11 protein-coding genes are annotated in these 18,515 nt (G+C 62.0%); 6 read left to right on the forward strand and 5 right to left on the reverse strand.

Annotation, left to right across the window (positions count from 1 at the left end; genetic code table 11):
* Positions 1 to 949: 949 nt before the first annotated feature.
* The 4 genes from AWB77_RS17890 to AWB77_RS17905 all read right to left on the reverse strand — a co-directional run bounded on the left by AWB77_RS17890 (position 950) and on the right by AWB77_RS17905 (position 9,532).
* Positions 950 to 3,256: a cytochrome P450/oxidoreductase gene (locus AWB77_RS17890; protein WP_061135795.1), complete on the reverse strand. Its 2,307-nt coding sequence runs from the start codon at positions 3,254 to 3,256 to the stop codon at positions 950 to 952.
* 47 nt (positions 3,257 to 3,303) lie between these two features.
* Positions 3,304 to 6,813: an autotransporter family protein gene (locus AWB77_RS17895; protein WP_157694830.1), complete on the reverse strand. Its 3,510-nt coding sequence runs from the start codon at positions 6,811 to 6,813 to the stop codon at positions 3,304 to 3,306.
* Between the two features lie 156 nt (positions 6,814 to 6,969).
* The gene (locus AWB77_RS17900) at positions 6,970 to 8,139 is read right to left on the reverse strand and encodes a dienelactone hydrolase family protein (protein ID WP_061135797.1); all 1,170 of its coding nucleotides are present in this window, start codon (positions 8,137 to 8,139) and stop codon (positions 6,970 to 6,972) included.
* A 49-nt stretch (positions 8,140 to 8,188) separates the two neighbouring features.
* Complete coding sequence (locus tag AWB77_RS17905; RefSeq protein WP_061135798.1) at positions 8,189 to 9,532, reverse strand: Nramp family divalent metal transporter; 1,344 nt, start codon at positions 9,530 to 9,532, stop codon at positions 8,189 to 8,191.
* Positions 9,533 to 9,713: 181 nt separating this feature from the next.
* Here AWB77_RS17905 and AWB77_RS17910 point away from each other — a divergent pair, with 181 nt between their 5' ends.
* The 5 genes from AWB77_RS17910 (at position 9,714) to rpoD (ending at position 17,877) form a co-directional block, all read left to right on the forward strand.
* Complete coding sequence (locus tag AWB77_RS17910; RefSeq protein WP_061135799.1) at positions 9,714 to 11,660, forward strand: site-specific integrase; 1,947 nt, start codon at positions 9,714 to 9,716, stop codon at positions 11,658 to 11,660.
* Positions 11,661 to 11,833: 173 nt separating this feature from the next.
* Positions 11,834 to 13,012: a ParA family protein gene (locus AWB77_RS17915; protein ID WP_061135800.1), complete on the forward strand. Its 1,179-nt coding sequence runs from the start codon at positions 11,834 to 11,836 to the stop codon at positions 13,010 to 13,012.
* Positions 13,013 to 13,984, forward strand: a complete 972-nt coding sequence (locus AWB77_RS17920) for a ParB/RepB/Spo0J family partition protein (RefSeq protein ID WP_061135801.1) — start codon at positions 13,013 to 13,015, stop codon at positions 13,982 to 13,984.
* Between the two features lie 318 nt (positions 13,985 to 14,302).
* Positions 14,303 to 15,622, forward strand: a complete 1,320-nt coding sequence (locus AWB77_RS34460; RefSeq protein ID WP_244158569.1) for a replication protein O — start codon at positions 14,303 to 14,305, stop codon at positions 15,620 to 15,622.
* A gap of 251 nt (positions 15,623 to 15,873) precedes the next feature.
* Entirely contained in the window at positions 15,874 to 17,877 is a 2,004-nt protein-coding gene (rpoD, locus tag AWB77_RS17935) for an RNA polymerase sigma factor RpoD (RefSeq protein WP_061135804.1), read from the forward strand.
* Between the two features lie 122 nt (positions 17,878 to 17,999).
* On the opposite strand, the gene AWB77_RS17940 is transcribed toward rpoD, so the two are convergent.
* Entirely contained in the window at positions 18,000 to 18,356 is a 357-nt protein-coding gene (locus AWB77_RS17940; protein WP_061136054.1) for a hypothetical protein, read from the reverse strand.
* Between AWB77_RS17940 and AWB77_RS35850 the strand changes: the two genes are divergently transcribed.
* Positions 18,355 to 18,495, forward strand: a complete 141-nt coding sequence (locus AWB77_RS35850) for a hypothetical protein (protein ID WP_157694831.1) — start codon at positions 18,355 to 18,357, stop codon at positions 18,493 to 18,495. The two genes, AWB77_RS17940 and AWB77_RS35850, sit on opposite strands and share 2 nt — an antisense overlap.
* The last annotated feature ends 20 nt before the right edge of the window (positions 18,496 to 18,515 follow it).

Genomic DNA, 18,515 nt, shown 5'->3' on the forward strand with positions numbered 1-18,515 from the left:
CGCGATCTTCGCGAGCGAGCCGCCGAACTTGCCTACCGCCGTACGCGCGGCCGATACGATCACTACGTCAGTCATTTTCTATCCTCGTGAAACAGCGAAAACATGAACAGGCTTCCGTTCGCGAAGGAAACCACGCGACGCGAAAATGCATCCATTACGAATGGATTCGATGGGTTCGTTTCGAACCCGGCCAGATTGATGCGCAGCGTCGATTGCGGAGCAATGTCCGACCGTCCGATGCACGAGTGAGCGACTTCAAAGGGCGTCGCGCCGACTACGGAATAGCCTCGCCCGTCGGACAAGGTTCGCTCCGCAGAAAAAATCCCGAACGGGATGCGGCAGGCGTCCAGCCAATTGCGTGGTCCATTTATATGGGCCTTTAATAAAATCTCTCAGGTTCCGCACCGGCTTCTCTGCCGACTGCCTGCTGCGAATCACGTAGACGCGATTTCTCCGCGCGAATCTTCGCGCCGTCTTGCAGCAGAGTCTGTTGGAAGTTTTATTCGGTCGTGCGTGCTTGTGCGACGCACCAAATTAGTAACAATTCTAAACGCAAAACATGCGTAAAAAATTTCATATTAGTAGGTATAAACCCTATATTCGGTAAAAAGTTGCCGATCAGACATGCGGGATAAGGCCCCAGCGTTCGAACGGACGTTCAATAATCATCCTATATGATTGGAGAAATTGCGCGGGTTGTATGATCAATTTCGCGTGCTTCGGGTTAGTGCGTGGGCTTTAATCGCCCCGATGCGGCAAGCATTCGCGCTGTCCAGGACTGTCTTCGCTAAAGGTGTCGTTCTACATAGATGCGAATTAACTACTGGGTATAACCGAATCATCTTTATCGGCTTTGCAAGCCGATCCAAATGACGGCGTGATGAAACTATAAGCAGTTAATATCGCGCCTCGCCGCGACATAATGACATCCGTCAATGAAATAATCGCTTCAAAGCGCCAGGACGAGCTTTCTTCCTTTAGCGCGGGAGCAGCACGCCATCATGCGATTGTTCGACTGACGTTCACCTTTGGTCAGCACGACGTCGCGGTGATCGATATCGCCGTCGAGCACGCGCACTTCGCACGATCCGCACAGCCCTTCCTCGCAGTCGCTTTGCACATCGACGTTGGCGCGCCGCAGTGTCGTGAGCAGCGTCTGGTCGGCGGGGACCGTGAGCACGAGTCCGGAGTCCTTCAGCTCGACATCGAACGCGTGTTCCTTGTGCGGATCGAGCGTGCCGATCTTCGATTCGAAGTGCTCTATCTTCAGCGCGTCGTCGGGCCATGCCGCGCTCGCCTCGCCGAGCGCATCGAGCATGCGCGCCGGGCCGCACGCATAGACGAGCGTGTTTTCGTCGACGGCAAGCGCCGCGAAATCGTTGCGCGCGCCTTCTTCCGACACATACTCGCAAAGGCGTGCGCCATGCAGCGCGCGCATTTCGTCGAGCAGCGCCATCGATGCGCGCGAGCGTCCGCTGTAGTGCAGTTCGTAGTCGATGCCGAGCGAACGCGCGCGCCGCGCCATCGCGCTGATCGGCGTGATGCCGATGCCGCCCGCGATCAGCACGAGCTTCTTCGCGGTTTCGTCGAGACGGAAATGGTTGCGCGGACCGCGGATGCGCCAGTGTGCGCCGGGCTTCACGTTCTCGTGAACCCACGCCGAACCGCCGCGGCTGTCGGTCTCGCGCAATACCGCGATTTCGAACGCGCGCGCGTCCGCTGGATCGCCGCATAGCGAATATTGCCGCGAGATACCCGACTCGCCGCACACGACATCGATATGGGAGCCCGCCGTCCAGCGCGGCAGAGCGCGGCCGTCCGCCGAGACGAGTCTCACGCGCACGATGCGATCGGCGCACGCCGCAACCGAATCGACGATCACCGCGCGGCTTACCGCATGCGACGACGGCTCGCCGATGCGCACCGCCGCGCGCGGCTCGCGCACGGACGCATCGGCGCGCTCGGGATTCATCGCCGGATTCCATTCGACGTAAAGATGCTCCGGCCCGCGAAACGACGTATTCGGCACATACGTGAAGCGTTGTTCGGCAAGGCGCATATGCGGCAGGCGGCGCGTGAGTTCGTCGAGAAAGATCTGCATCTCCATGCGCGCGAGGTTCTTGCCCATGCACTGATGCGCGCCGTAGCCGAACGTCAGTTGATCGCTGGCGTTTTCGCGGCGGATGTCGAAGAGGTCGGCATCGGCGAACTGATGTTGATCGTGATTCGCCGAGGACGTGACGATCAACAGCTTCGAGCCCGCCGCGATCTCGACGCCGCCGATCGTCACATCCTTCGTCGCGAGCCGCCGCCACGCCGCGACCGAACCGTTATGGCGCAAGCATTCTTCGACCGCGTTCGGAATCAGGCTCGGGTCTTCACAGATGTCGCGCCACGCGTCGGGATGCTGCAGCAGCAGCTTCATCGCGTTAGCGGTGGCGTTGGCCGTCGTCTCGTGCGCGGCGACGATGCCCGCCATCATCATCGAATGCAGGTAAGAATCCGTGACGACGTCGGGCAATTCCTTCTGCTTGCGAATGCCGTATTGCATCCAGCCGGGACCGGACGGATCTTCGCGCATCTTGTCGAGCACCTTGCCCGCGTACTGCCAGAACTTGCCGACCGCGTGCGCGACTTCGACCTGTTCCTCGGGCTTCGGCCGTCCCCACGTGTTGACCGTGTGCGCGATCGAATAGCGGCGCAGCGTGTCCATGTCTTCTTCCGGCACGCCGAGGAAATGGAGCGCGACGGTGAGCGGCACTTCCCACAACATCTGATCGACGAGATCGGCGCGGCCATCGTCGATGAAGCGATCGACATACTCGCGCGCGAGCGCCCGCACCATCGGCTCGTGATGCGCGAGCGCTTCGGGCGTGAACGGGTCCATCAGCGCGCGGCGGCGCGGCATGTGCGCGGGCTCGTCCTCGTTGACGAGCGTGCGGTTCAGCGCGAAGCCGTAGGATGCGAGCACCGCGTTCGCTTCGGGGCCGGTCGGCGTGATCTTCTCCAGCGCGATCGACGGACTGAACGTGATGTTGTCGCGGAAAATCGCCTTGATGTCGTCGTAGCGCGTGACGACCCAGTAGCCGAGTTTCGGGCTGAAGAACACCGGCTCCTGCTCGCGCGCCCATCGCACGTATTCGGGCGGGTCCTGCTGGTAACCGTCGCCGAAAGGATCGAACTCGGCCGCGCGCGCGCTGACCGGGCAGCCGTTCGGCGCTTCGTCATGGAATGGGCAATGCGGCGCTGCGGTCATGCTCGTCTCCTGATCGTTTTTCTAGAGTGACCATAGTATGCAACGCCTCACCACTTCCAGCGCACGCCCAATCCGCCTTCGATCGAGCTGCGATTGGGTCCCGCGATCCCGGTCGAATACGCGACGTTCGCGAACACGCTGCCGCGCGCGCTTACCTTCGCGACGATGCCCGCGCCGAATTGCGCGGTCGTCGCGGCGACGCTCGTCGGGATGACGGTCGTGCCCGCGAAGGTCGCGGTATCGGTCGCGCCGAAGTAACGCCACAGATTTGCGCGCACATACGGCTCGAAGGTCGTGCCGGCGGCGTCGAAATGGCCGAATAAGCGCACGCCGAGGCGGCCGACGAAACCGCTCGCTTCATCGAACGATACGGTGGAGATGCCGTCATCGATATCGTGAAGGTTCGCGTGCTGCCAGATGAGTTGCGCCTGCGGCTCGATCTCAAGCCGCGCGGACAGCGGAATCGGCAAGCCCGCTTCGATCGATGCCGCGAACGCGCTGCCATGCGTCGTCGCGCCGACGCCGCGATTCGATCGCGGATCGGCGGTAAGCGAGCTGCCGAGCAGCACGGCGTCCGTGTACCAGCCGCCCGGCCCGATGTGCGTCCAGTACAGGCCCGCGCTATAGGCGTTGATCGACAGATGGCCGGCATTCGCGTTGGGGAAGCCGAGCGCGAAGCCGTCGACATCACCGCTCGCACGCGCGAAACCGAGGAAGAAGCCGTAGTGATTGCGATGACCGCGCGGTGTCGTGTCGGCATAGAGGTCGTGGCCGACCTGCACCCCGCCGATGCCGCCGCTGAATTCGGGATCGGCCGCGCCGCTGTTGTGCTGCGTCGCGTGACCGCCCCACGCGCGCGACCACGCTGCGGGCAGCGAGCCGTTTTCGGTCAGCAGCGCCTGCTCGCCTTGGCGTTCGTGGAACGTGCCGATTTGCTGGATCGTGAGTTCACGGGCGACCGGCGGTAATTCGGCGTAGACCGGCACTTCCATCCGATAAAGCGGGATTGGCGCCGCGCCGGGTGGCGGTGGAGGCGGCAAAGGCGGCGTGCCGGCTGCGGCCGTAGGGACGAGCGATGGTGTTGCTGGTGCTGCTGGCGTTGTTGGCGTTGTTGGCGTTGTTGGCGTTGTTGGCGTTGTTGGCGTGGTCGGCGTTGTCGGCGCTGTCGGCGCTGTCGGCGTTGTCGGCGTTGTCGGCGTTGTTGGCGTTGTTGGCGTGGTCGGCGTGGTCGGCGTGGTCGGCGTTGTCGGCGTTGTCGGCGTTGTCGGCGCTGGAACAGGCGCTGGCAACGGCGGCACGCTCGAGCGCAAATACCAGTTGTCCGCCGTGCCCTCGCTAACGCCGCCCTTGAACAGAAAGTACGTATAAGCGCCCGCACCGACGCCCTGCCCGAGCGTGAACGCGCCCGCCGATGTCGTCGCGCCGTTCGCCGCCTGCACGACGAGTATCCCGTCGCCCGTCGTCAGCCCGCCGCCTCCGCCCGCGTTCGTCACGCCTATCGACGTCGTTCCGCCGCCCGTGCCTTGCGCGATCACGAGCCTGTCGCTTGGCGAGCCGTCCGCGCCGAGCGCGCTCTGGACGAGCAGCCGTCCAGCGTTGCCCGTGTAATTGCCGTTCACGACGAACGCGTCGCTCGTGCTCGATCCGCCGTTCGTCAGATCGATCGTGCCCGCGTTGTTCAGCGCGATGAGTTGCCCCGCGATCGCCGGCTGTATCGACGTGCGTCCGATGCCGCCCGCGAGTATCGTGCTCGCCGCGTCGAGATCGAGCGTGCCGGTGCCGCTCGCGGCATCGCCGAGCGTAAGTCCGTTCGCATCGAAGGCGAGTTGCGTATTGTTCGTCGCGCTCACCGTCTCCCAATTCGCGTAGCGCGCGAGGCCGCTTGTCTGAACGTTGTCGAACGTGAGCGTGTCCGTGCCCGGTCCGCCATCGAAGCGCGTCGTCGCGGCGAGCGTCGCATCGGTCAGATTGCGGATCACGGCCGAATCGTTGCCCGCGCCGAGCGATACCGGGCCGGCGATCGTGCCGCCGCTCCATGTCAGCGTGTCGGTGCCGGAGGTCGTCGTGACGCCTTGCCCGATCGAGCCGCCCGTGATCGTCAACGAGTTCGTGCCGCTGCCGAGATCGACGCGCCCGCCGATCGTCCCGCCCGAGAGGATGAATGTGTCGTCGTTCTGCGCGGCCGTCACGTTGCCGTCGATCTGTCCGCCCGACATGTCGTAGATGTTCGTGCCGACGTTCAGATCCACGCTGCCGATGCGCCCGCCCGTGATCCGGGCGACGTCGCCATTCGCGAACACGCCGACGATGCGCCCGCCGGACATCGTGAACGTGTCGCGGCCATCGCCCTGATCGAGCGAATCGACCTGGCCGGCCGTCATCGTGAAGGCGTCGACGCCGTCGCCCTGACGGATCTGTCCGGTCACCGTGCCGCCATTCATGTTGAACGTATCGCTGCCGGTGTCCGTGCGCATCGCGACGCCCGCGCCTCCCGCGATCGTGCCCGAGTTCGTGATCGACACGTTGATCTTGCCGCTTGCGACGATCGCCTCGGCGTTCGTGCCGCGAATCGTGCCGCTATTGACGATCGTTTCGCCGCCGTTCGCGATCGTCACGCCGGTTGCGCCCTGAATCGTGCCGGCGTTGTCGAGCGTGCCGCCGCCATTCGCGATGATGCCGCTCGCGTGCTGACTCACGATGCTCGCGCCTGTCGCGTTCGTGACCGGCGCGGCATTGCTGACCGAAACCCCGTTTCCGCCCGTCCCGCGCGCGATGATCGATCCCGTGTTGGTGATGCTGCCCGGCGATGCGTCCTGCGAAACGATGCCCGAGGCGTTGTTGCCCGATACGTCGATCGTGCCATTGTTGGTGACGACGTTCTGGCCGGGCGTTCCTCCCGCGGAAATGCCGTTGCCCGACATGCCGGTCGTCGTGATGGAACCGTTGTTGACGAGCGTGTCGCCGCTCGTGCGCACGGTCATCCCATTCGAGCCCGCTCCGCTCGTGACGATCGCGCCGTCGTTGACGAGCGTGCCGCCGGCGCTGTTGAAATCGATCATCGCCGAGGCGCTCGCGCCGCTCGTCGTAAGCGTTCCGCCGGCTTCGTTGCGCATGGTCACCGCAGCCGCACTGTTGAACATCGCCTCGGAATTCGTGCCATTGGTGTAGATCGCGCCGCGGTTGACGAGCGTATTGCGGCCGGTCGTCGGGCTTTGCGATGTCATGCCGTCGAAACCGTTGCCGGTGAGACGCAGCGTGCCCCTGTTGGTTGCCGTACTCGTGTTGCGCACGTACAGCCCATTGCGGTTGACGATATCCAGCTCGACGCCCGGCAGGACATCGATGGTCACGTTGACACTGCCGGGCACCGCGATAACCGGCAGCGTCGAAGCAATCGGCGGGCGTGTATCGCAAATGACGGTCACATCCGATTGCGGCGCGTTGCTACTGCACCCGCCGAACGCGGCCGATGCGCGAAAAAGACAGCAGACACCGAACGCGAGCGAAAGCGCATGAGCGAGCGGCGTCGATCGGACCTGAAGCGGCGAACGGCGCATGGACTCTTCGACCTTGCTGACGGTTTCATTATGTTCAGCAGTGCTGCTCATCATTACGCCGATGTCAGCCTCGCTGATCAATGCTCTCAATCAACTATTGGCTCAGAGTAGTCCACGTATTGCGCGCGTGCAAAGCCACTGAGATTATCCGCTTCGTCAAATGGGCTTGCCTTCGCTCGACGCCCAGTTGGGCATCAACTGATTGCTCGGCAAGGTTTCGTCGATGAGCTTGCGCGCCGTCTGCCGTCCCGCGACGGGCAGGCCTTCTGGATCGAGCACGCCGATCTGCACCAGCACCGAAGCCTGATCCCAATAGATGTGTTCGTTGTAGAGCTTGTCGCCGCGAAAGCGGATGACGGCGAGCATCGGGACTTCGAAGTATCGTCCGGTCGGCGCGAGCCCCGGCAAGAGCCAGTCGATCTCGCGATCATGCGTCGCGCAAAAGACGAACTCGTCGACGACGCGATCCGCGCCGATCGTGCGCGACACCGGAATCAGCTTCGTGTCGGCGGGATTGGAATGGACGAAGTGATATCGGTAGAAGCGCTTCAATTGATCGTGACCGACGCCGCCCGTCATCGTCGGCACGTGGTTCACGTAAGGCTCGGCGACCATCGTCGGCATGACGGCGTCGACGTCGCGCGTGCCGAATTCGAAATAGCAGTGCTGCTCCCAAAGGGCGTTCAGATCGAAGACCGGGCCGAGCACCTTGCGCAGCATCGCGAGCGTGCGCGAATACGCCATCAGCGCGGCGGGTTTGTCGTAGTGTTCGCTATTCGAAACGATGAAGCCCGCCGACGTGCCCGGATAAACAAAGCGTTCGATGTGCGGCCTGCCCGCGAGCGCGGCCTCTACATCGGCTTCGCGCGAATCCTGCGCGCCCTCTTGCGCGAAGTGAAAGACCATCGGGCAGCGGATCGTGGGGATATCGTCGATGCAGTCGATGAGATCGTCGGCGTAATAGCAGGCGGCGCAATCGACATCGGCCTGCGCGGCGATGCGCGTCGCGAGACGGCCGCCGCGTCCGCAGCCGATCACGCCCACTTTGCCCGCGTGCTGCGGCAACGCGCGCAAGGCATCGACGAGCGCGGCGAAATTGTCGGCGGCGATACCGCCCGGCTTCGGATCGTGATCGGGAAGACGCGGCGCGAGTACGGCGTATCCTTCTTCGGCGTAGAGATCGGCCATGCGCGTGACGAAGTCGTCGAGGCCCGCCGCGTCATGCAGCAACACGATGCCCGGACCCGAGCCCTTTGCAGGATGCGTGGCGTAAGCGGAAATGATCGTGCCGTCGCGAAGCGTGATGTCGATGAGGCTGCCGCTCATTGTCTGCGTCTCCTTCTATATAGAGTGTGTGGTGGCGCGCGCCGCATGCTCACGACGAGAGCGTGTCGGCGAGCAGCTTCACGTTGAGCACGACGATGACCGCCGCGATCAGCCACGCAAGCGCGCTCGTCCAACGCGAAACCGCGAAGACGCCCATCTTGCGACGATCCGAAACGAAACGCACGAGCGGGATCACCGCGAACGGCAGTTGCATCGACAGAATCACCTGGCTCAAAACGAGCAACTGGCCCGTGCCCTTTTCGCCGTAGATCGCCGTCACGGCGATCACCGGAACGATGGCGATGCCGCGTGTGATGAGGCGCCGCGCCCAGTTTGGAATGCGCAGGCGCAAGAAGCCTTCCATGACGATTTGTCCGGCGAGCGTCGCGGTGACTGTCGAGTTCAGGCCCGACGCGAGCAGCGCGACCGCGAAGAGCGTCGAAGCGATGCCCAGGCCGAGCAGCGGCGACAGCAGGCGGAACGCGTCGCCGATTTCCGCGACTTCGTCGTGACCGCTTGCATGGAAGACGGCGGCGGCCACGATCAGGATCGCCGCGTTGATGAAAAGCGCGAGCGTCAGCGCGATGGTGCTGTCGATGGTCGCCCATCGGATCGCATCGCGGCGGGCGGCGACGGACTTGCCATAGGCGCGGGTCTGAACCACCGACGAGTGCAGATACAGGTTGTGCGGCATGACCGTCGCGCCGAGAATGCCGATCGCGACGTACAGCCTCTCGCGATCGGCGACGATGCGCGGCGACGGCACGAAACCGCGCAGGATATCGGCGAGCGGCGGCGCGGCGGCCGCAATCTGCAGCGCAAAGCAACTGGCGATCACGACCAGGAGCGCGATGACGAACGCTTCGAGCAGACGAAAGCCTTTGTTGATCAGCAGCAACAGAAGGAAGGCGTCGAACGCGGTCAGGAGCGCGCCCGCGATCAGCGGGATGCCGAAGAGCAATTGCAGCGCGATGGCGGTGCCGATCACTTCGGCCAGGTCGCACGCGATGATCGCGGCCTCGCACGCGAGCCACAACGCGATGTTCACCGGTTTCGGATAATGATCGCGGCAAGCTTGCGCGAGATCGCGGCCGGTCGCGACGCCGAGGCGCACCGCGAGCGCTTGCAGCAGAATCGCCATCAGATTCGATAGCAGGATGACGGCAAGCAGCGTGTAACCGAACTTCGACCCGCCGGCGATGTCCGTCGCCCAGTTGCCTGGGTCCATGTAGCCGACGGAAATCATGTAGCCCGGTCCGGCAAACGCGAGAAACCGGCGAATCCATCGGCCGCCTTCCGGGACATGAACCGACGCGTACACCTCCGGTAGGCTCGGGCGGAACGCGTCGTCCTGCTCGGGTGGTTTAGAGGCGGGGCGTACAGGATCAAGCATCGGCTCTTTTTCTCCTGCGGTTCCGGCTGTGGGCGTTTCGGAAATATGCGCCGCGCCGCATCAACATTCAAGCGCACGCGCGGACAAGCTGATAATTCTACTTATCAGATGTAGCGATTTTTCTTGTCAAATTCGAAGCTGCTTGATATCTTGCCCGCAAATGACTGAAAAGAAAGGATAAATGGTCAGGAGCACGGCACGAACCGGAACGCTTCCAGCGGAAATTGCGCGCTCGACTGCGCCCGGCCGGCTGACGAGGCAGCATTTCGCACTGTATCGAGGTTATCTCGATGGCGTGTCGGAGACGCAACTGCATGCGTCTTATGGCGACGCCAGCACGGATGTTCGCGTCACCCGACGTTTGATCGCCGCATTGCGCGACACGCTTTCGGTGCTTGCCCGCCGCGCGCGCGATACGGAAGCGGCGCACTTGCTACGGCTTCGTCCGGGCAGCATCCCGCTGTTCGAGCCGCCGCCCGCTGCGGCCTCCCCGTCCCTCGAAGATTTCCGTGAAACTGTCGATCCGGGCGGGGTTTATGGCGAGTCGGAACTGCTCGCGCTCTATTCAGAGGCATATCCGGCGGATACGTCGCCTGCCGTCGATCGCCGCGCCGCACGCAATGCGCGGCTGCGTCGGCGTCAGGCGGACGCCCTCGCGCGGATGGAGGCATCGCTCGCACAGGATCCGCGCCCGGACGACCCTATCGACGGCTGGTTCGAGCCCGCCATCACCGCGCGGCTGACGGCTGCCGGTCTGACGACGATTGCCGATGTGGTCGGACTGATCGAGCGGCGGCGGCATCGATGGTACGCGACGGTGCCGCGGCTCGGTCCGAAAGGCGCGCAGCGCGTGGTCGACTGGCTGCAGCTTCACGCTCAGGCGCTCGGGCAGACGCTGTCGCCGGCGGCGCTCGTGCCGCGTCGGCAGTGGCAGCCTACGCCACGCGTCGACATTCAGGCAACCGATGCGGTCGCGATCGCGCCACTCGAGGCACTGCGCGTTCCGAAAGCGCTCGACGGGTCGAAAGGATCAAATGGGGCGTCGGCTCACGCGCCTTTCGGCACAGATATCAACGCGATTTCCGCGTGGCTCGACGCCCGTTCCGGCAGCGAGCACACGCGGCGGGCGTATCGGCGTGAGGCCGAGCGCTTGCTTTTGTGGGCGTTGGTCGAGAAAGGCAAGCCGGTTTCCTCGCTCGATGCTGTCGAATGCGCTGAATATATCGGCACTTTTTTGACGAATCCGCAGCCGGCGGCGCGCTGGGTCGCGCGCAATCGCGGGGAACGGTGTTTCGACGGCTGGCGGCCGTTCGCCGGTCCGCTTTCCGACCGCAGCCGCGAGACCGCGCGTTCGATTCTGAGCGCGATGTGCGAATGGCTGGTTGGCGAGGGTTATCTGTCTGTCAATCCGTTTGCGGGATTTGCCCGCGTCGCGGCCCCGCCCGTGTTCGATTCGGCGACGCGCACGCTCGATTTCGATCAGTGGAAATGCGTGCTGCAATCGGTCGAACGTGAAGAATATTCATTTGCCGAGCACCGCGACAAACTGGCGCTGCTGCTCGCCTACGCAACGGGTCTGCGCCGCGCCGAGCTCGCGGCCGCAACCAGCGACGCCCTGAGTGTCGGCCGTCTGTCCGGCGTCGATGGCGTGGTTTGGCGGCTTGCTGTCCGTCAAGATCGGGGAACGCCGCGTAGGGTTTTGTTGCCGCCGATCGTCGTCGAAACAATCAGGGAAAGCTTTGCACGGCGCGGCTTGCCGGATCCACTGGCTTGCCCGGCGGGCACGCCAATCCTGGCGCAGGCGCGTGGCGGCCAATCGCTGACGCCCGATGGCGTCGGGAAGATTTTCAAGCGCATTTTCTCGAACGCCGGGACGCTGATGGAATCCGATGCCTCCGGAGGCAACCGGCGGCTACAGCAAGCCAGCACTCATTGGCTGCGTCATACTCATTCGACACACGCGCTCGCCCACGGTGCGCATCTGCAAGAACTCAGCAGCGGACTCGGTCACGCCGATGTATCGACTACCGCGCAATATCTCAAAGACGAGGACTCGGCGCGACTTCTCGGCGTCGAAACGCTACTTCGCAACGCGTGGTTAACTCGAAAAACTTCAGAACTGTCCTAGATTTGCGTTTACACGAGCCATCGGCGTTGTAAAAATGTCCTGCGCGGGCGCTCAAGTACTTCAGAGTTTACTTGAGGTTTACCAGTTCGGCGTTTATTCTTCGGTTTGCAACTTGTTTTCCACAAACCGAAGAATTATTTGCTTACCCAGGCCCGCCAGTGACTGCGAATTCCATGCTAAGCGCTCGGCTTCCCGAAGTCGACCAATCCGTTTCGATCGAAACGCTCTTGGGGGTGGCGGCCCAAGCCACTGACATCCTCAATCAGATCCGCGATGCAATGTTGGAGCCTTATCCGCGCAAGAGCGCGCCAACATTCACCAGCGCGCAGGTCGCATCGCTCTGCGGCATCGACAAGCAGCGGTTCCAGTACCTGACCACCAAGGGCGACTTGCCTGCGGGAACCTCGAAGGGCGCGGGCCGGAGCAAGGAGTTCACGCTCGAGGAGGCGCTCACGTGGATCCGCGCAACACGGGAACGTGCGCGGCGGCCTGAGGGCAAGCGCGGGCGTATCGTGACCGTGGCTAATTTCAAAGGCGGTGTCGCGAAGACGACAACCGCCGTTTCGGCGGCTCAGGCGCTGACGCTGCTTGGCCGGCGCGTACTCGTAATCGATTGTGACCCGCAGGGCACGACGACGCAGTTGTGCGGCTGGGCGCCGGATGCCGAAATCTCCGACGATCAGACCCTGCTTCCGCTCGTTTATGGCGATCAGCAGACGCTACATTACGCCGTGCAGGAGACGTACTGGCATAACCTGGATCTGATTCCCGCGTCGTCATCGCTTTTCGATGCGGAATTCGAGATTCCGGCCAAGGTTTTGAACGACAGCACGTTCGAATTCTGGGAGATCGTCCGCAAGGGTTTGATGCCGCTGACCGCCGAGTACGATGCAATCGTAATCGACACGCCTCCCGCGCTGAGTTATCTGACGATTAACGCTCTGCTTGCGTCCGACGCGATACTCCTGCCCTGCCCGCCCGAAGCACTCGATTTCGCAAGCTCGACACAGTTCTGGCATCTCTTCGCCGATATCGCCAAGAAGCTGCCAGGCGTGCTCGAGCAAAAGCGCTTTGATTTCGTGAACGTCATTCTGACAAAAGCCAAGTCTGACGACGTATCGCGCGTCGTGCGTGGTTGGCTACAAAAAGCTTACGGTGATCGCGTACTTCCATTCGAGATTCCGGAGTCGACGGTACCGAAGGGTGCATCTGCGCAACTCTCGACGGTTTATGACCTGTCGAAGCCGGACGGCAGCACTGCCGCATATAACCGATTCAAGGAGCCGCTCGACCGGCTCGCGGAGCATCTCGACGCGCAGTTTGTTCGCGCGTGGAATCAGACGGAGGATTAAATGGGCATCGGGGACAGACTCCTCGCCAAGACAGCGAACGTCGGCAGCAAGCCGACGGAGATGGCACAATCGCGTCCCGTCAACACGGAGCCGCGCACTTCGCCCGGCCGATTGATGGATGCGCAGCACCGCATCAATACGGCGCAGGCACGCATCAAGGAGCTCGAATCTCAGCTCGAAGAACGTGCGGCATTGGAGGTTCCGCTCGATGCGCTCGTTGAGGTGAGCGGACGGCGTCGCAAGCTTACGAATGAGCAGTTTCAGGAACTAAAGAACAACCTCGCCCAACACGCGCTGGCTACACCGATTCTTGTGCGCGTGCAGCCAGAAGGACGGTACGAGATTATCGCGGGGCACAACCGCGTTGCCGCGTATCGGGAACTCGGAAGGTTGACGATACGCGCCAACGTCGCGTCAATTGAAGAAGGCGAGATCGAGTTCGCGGCGTTCTTTTCAAATTTGTTGTCACCTTCCCTGACAGACTTTGAGAAATACTGGAATTTCAAAAGGCTTCAGGAGTTGAGCGGTCTGTCTCGTTCCGAGATATCGGAGAGCGCAGGGCTGAGCAAGAGTCATGTAACGCGGATCTTTTCCTTCGACGCGTTGCCGGAAGCAGCGAAGGTTGCGCTTGCCGAAAGGCCGGAACGACTGGGTAGTAACGCAGCACAAAAACTCGCCGCATTGACGGAAGCGGGCAAGTCGGAAAAGGTCATCGAAGCGGTTCGGCGTCTTGTGGAAGATGAAACCTTTACTCAGGACAAGGCCGTTGCATTGGCAACAGAAAAGCCACGCGCCGTCGCCCCAAGTTCTACCGTAGTGCGTTCGGGGCGCCGAAAGGTTTGTGAGATTTCAACTCGGAATGGTGTGGTTGGCGTGCGGTTCTTTGAGAAGGATGCAACCGATGCCGAGCAATGGGGACAACGCATTGCGGACTTCATCAACAAAACGTTAATCGAATCGGACCAGGACTGAATCTCTAGTAGAGCTTCCTTGCAAATCAATCACTTATCCGATTGAAGGCTTGCAGGCACGAGTGGCTCTAGTAGAACTTCCATGCAAATCAACGAGTTAGCAAATTCAGCGACAAGAGGCTGCGATGTAACGAATTGGCTGCACAAAGACAAAAGCCTTCGGCGCCAACCGAAGGCTTTTGAATATCGGGCTTAACTGCTTATCGCCCGGTCCGCTTCCCGACGCCAATCGGGTCACGAGTACGCAACTCGAAGTTTAGCGGATCGCGATCGGCAGTCAAGCGTTTGTCTTCCATTTTTCGAAATGGACGTACTTGACATGCATATCGCGCAACTTTCCGTTGCAGGCGAGGGCACCTTTCGCCCTCAAGAACTTGAAACGCCATCGCGGCAGACCGACCAACAGGCGCTGGACGATTACGCCTGCGATCGTTCGAACCTGCCTTGGGTCATCTTTCGGGCTGCCCACCGTGCGACTCACACTACAGCCCTGCCCGCCCGAGCACGCGCTTTGCTCGCCGCGCTAGCGCGCACCGTAGACGCCGCACATCCCTACGCGTCTATTTTCGCCCGGCGAGAACTTCTCACCGGGCGCGCTCAGCAATCCATGCGAACGTTCTATCGCAGCATGGACGACCTTGAGAGTGCAGGCTTCATCACTCGTCCGCCGCAGACGCGTTACGTGACCGCAGGGCTTTTCGGCCGCGCCTATATCCATCTGACGCCCAAAGCTGCGACGTTGCTTGGACTCGTCGAGCCCGCTAGCGAACGCAACGAAGCGCCTATCGTGCGTCGGGAAGAGCAGCGTCTCAGCGAAGCAGATCCTCGTTTCGCCCATCCGTCTGCCACTGTGGCAGACGGCGCTATATATAAGGATCTAATCCCCAATAAACAAAAGAGACAACCAGGACGCCTCCCCGCCGACCTGCAACGCCTGCTGCCGCTGGGATTTCGTGAATTCCTGATCTTCAAACTCATGCGCGAAGCTAAAGCCCACGGCAAGCTTCTTTCCGATGTCGTCGAGGCAACCTGGACTGCCCTTCGACGCGCTACGCATCCGATCAGCTACCTTCGTACGCTTCTTCGGGCGCCGGTGGACTTCGCCTACCGCGTGAGAAGCCAGCGCGATGCACACGCGCAAGAACAGGTTCAACGCAACCGCTTAGAGCACATAGAAACGGCATCCGCCGAACTGGCCGGGAAATCGTTCGTGAGTCGCGACGGCATGCGTCGATACAACGTCGCGGATGACGCCCGCTCCATCGTCGTCCGCCATCGCGACGAGGCGCAACCGCGCATCCATTCAGGATCGTGGGCGCGAGACTTCATCGCTGCACTCGAAGCGGGCCACATCGTCGCTTCTGACGCTTCCACCGCTGACAGCCATCAAGCGTCTGCAAAAGTCTCGCTGGAATGCAGGCAAAAATCAGAAGCGTGCCTTGCCGATCTGAAGACGCTCCTGCGCTTGAAGAATGCCGGCGGCATCCCATCTATCACCTCGAAGGACACGCCGACGCCGCCTGATCCGCGACGCATCGGTCCGTCCCCTTTGGGTTCGCTCTTGCAGGCGATATCACGTACGGCGTTATCGGCGAACCGGCGCGTTATCGAACCGACCTTGCATAGATCAGACGAATAGGCGTTCGCAGACCGGCCTAAAAGTTTTATGAATCAGGCTGCTGCGACGCAACAATGCTGATATACTCTAAGGTTGCGCCTGAATGGGCGATTGGAAAACGCAAATCCGCGTACGGATGCGGTTTGCGTGCTTTGCTCGATGCGATTTTCAGCAAGCCGTCCGTGGTCGAAGCTGTCATCGAAATCATCGCGAGCCGTTACGCTCGCTCCCGGGGATCTGTCGTCGCCGAGCAAACCTGTCGAGGAGAAAGTATGGCAAGTTTTGATCGGGAAGATTCGGAGCTGGATATCGTCGCGCCGGCGCGCAAGGCACCGGGCCGGCGGGCGAATAAAGGAAAGGGCCAGGCCGGCACGATACAGCCCGATGTCGCAATGACGGCGGAGCAGAACGAAGAGCGCCAGCGCCAGATGCGCGCGCTCATCCAGTTGGGCAAGGATCGCGGCTATCTCACGCACGCCGAGATCAACGACCACCTGCCGGACAACTTCGCTGAGACGGCGGCGATGGAGACCATCGTCAGCACGTTCCACGACATGGGTGTCGCTGTCTACGAGCAGGCGCCGGATGCCGAAACGCTGCTTCTGAGCGATAACGCGCCGAGCGTCGTAACCGACGAGCAATCGGACGAAGAAGCGGAAAACGCGCTGTCGACCGTCGATTCCGAATTCGGCCGCACGACCGATCCGGTTCGCATGTACATGCGCGAAATGGGCGCGACGGAGCTGCTCACGCGCGCGGGCGAAATCGCCATCGCGAAGCGCATCGAAGACGGTCTGCACGAGATGATCCAGGCCATCGCGGCATGTCCGTCGACCGTCGGGACGATTCTCGCGGATGCGGCGTTGGTCGAATCGGGCGAACTGAAGATCGACGAACTCGTCGACGGTCTGAAGGAAGAAGACACCGCCGACGAAGACATGCCGACATCCGACACGACTGACTCTGCCGACATCGATACGGACACCGACGAATCCGACAGCGACGAAGACGACGACGACGACCTCGACGGCAGCGATGCCGGCGCGTCGAACGAAGCGCGTCTGAAGCAATTGAAGGCCGATTGCCTCGAAATCTTCGCCCGCGTGAGCGCACTGGCGGAACAGGCAAGCAATCCTAAGGGATCGGGCGCGGTCGCGACGAAGGCTGTCGAGAAAGCGCGCGCCGAAATCCAGCGCGAGCTCGGTTCGATCCGCTTCACGGCGAAGACCATCGATCGTCTGTGCGCGAACGTTCAGCAGCAAGTCGCGCAAGTGCGCGATATCGAGCGTCGCGTGTTGCAGATCGCGGTCGATCGTTGCGGCATGCCGCGCGACAAGTTCGTCGAATCGTTCGTCGGTCACGAGACCGATCTCGAATGGACGGCGCGTGCCTCGGCGGGCTCGAAGCAATACGGCGCGTCGCTCGAGCGCAGTCTTCCGGCGATTCAGGCCGAGCAGCAAAAGCTCATCGATATCGAAGGCGTGGTCGAGATGCCGCTCAAGCAGCTCAAGCAGATCAACCGTCAGATGACGGCTGCCGAGTTGAAAATGCGTCAGGCCAAGCGCGAGATGATCGAAGCGAACCTGCGTCTCGTGATTTCGATCGCGAAGAAGTACGTGAATCGCGGCATGCAGTTCCTGGATCTGATTCAGGAAGGCAACATCGGCTTGATGAAGGCGGTGGACAAGTTCGAATATCGTCGCGGCTGGAAGTTTTCGACGTATGCAACGTGGTGGGTGCGTCAGGCCGTGACGCGGTCGCTGGCCGATCAGGCGCGCACGATCCGCGTGCCGGTCCACATGATCGAAACGATCAACAAGCTGAACCGCATCTCGCGCGAGATTTTGCAGCAGACGGGTATGGAAGCGCATCCGTCGGTACTGGCAGAGCGCATGGAAATGCCGGAAGAGAAGATCCGCGGCATTCTCAAGATCGCGAAGCAGCCCGTGTCGCTGGAAACGCCGGTCGGTGAAGATGCCGATGCGACGCTTGGCGACATGATCGAAGATCAGGGCGCGGCTTCTCCGGCCGATGCCGCCGTGCACGCGAACATGCGCGCCGCGATCGACGACGCGCTGAACGCGTTGTCGCCGCGCGAGGCAAAGGTGTTGCGTATGCGCTTCGGCATCGACACGGCTTCGGACTACACGCTCGAAGAGTTGGGCAAGCAGTTCGACGTGACGCGCGAGCGTATTCGCCAGATCGAAAGCAAGGCGATGCGCAAGCTGATGCACCCGAGCCGTGCCGACAAGCTGCGTCCGTTCCTGGATCGCTGATCGCACGATCGCGCGGGCCGCCTGAATTCACGTTCGGGCGAACCCGAAAGCGCGTGCCGCCAGAGATGGCGGCACGCGTTTTTTTATTGCCGCAACCGAATCAACGGGGAATCAACCGGGAATCAGCCGTGCGCCGCGCCTTTAGGCATGCTTGACGATGCGCACGCCTGCAACGCGACGATCGCCTTGTTCGCGAGCGTCAGCGTTTCCTCACAGGCCAGGCGATCGCGGAAGATCGCGCATCCGCCGCCTGCGTTGACGCGCGCGACCGCGCCGCGCAACTTCTCCAGCGCCGATTGCGGTGAGCCGGTGTCGCGGATAATCGAGGCAATATCGAACGCGCTGCCGGCGTCGGTCTCGACGTAACCGGGACATTGCGTCTGCGCATGCGCCGCAATGCAGATCATGCCGATCGCGGCGATCAAGGGAACGCGCCGCGCGCGGGCGAGGCGTGGAGGAGAGCGGAAGAGGGCGTCCATGAGTGTCACCATCGTCAGAGTCGCATTGAAGAATCATGCGGTCGGCGAACTCGTGTCGCTGGAGACGGACGAATGCTTGTCCACGGTTTCGCTGGACAAGCAAGTGGTTATCCTGAGCATCGCCGGGCCAACGTCTTGATGCGTAACGCTTTTCACCCG

This window comes from Caballeronia fortuita (assembly GCF_001544835.2).
In the GTDB taxonomy this organism is placed as follows: Bacteria; Pseudomonadota; Gammaproteobacteria; order Burkholderiales; family Burkholderiaceae; genus Caballeronia; species Caballeronia fortuita.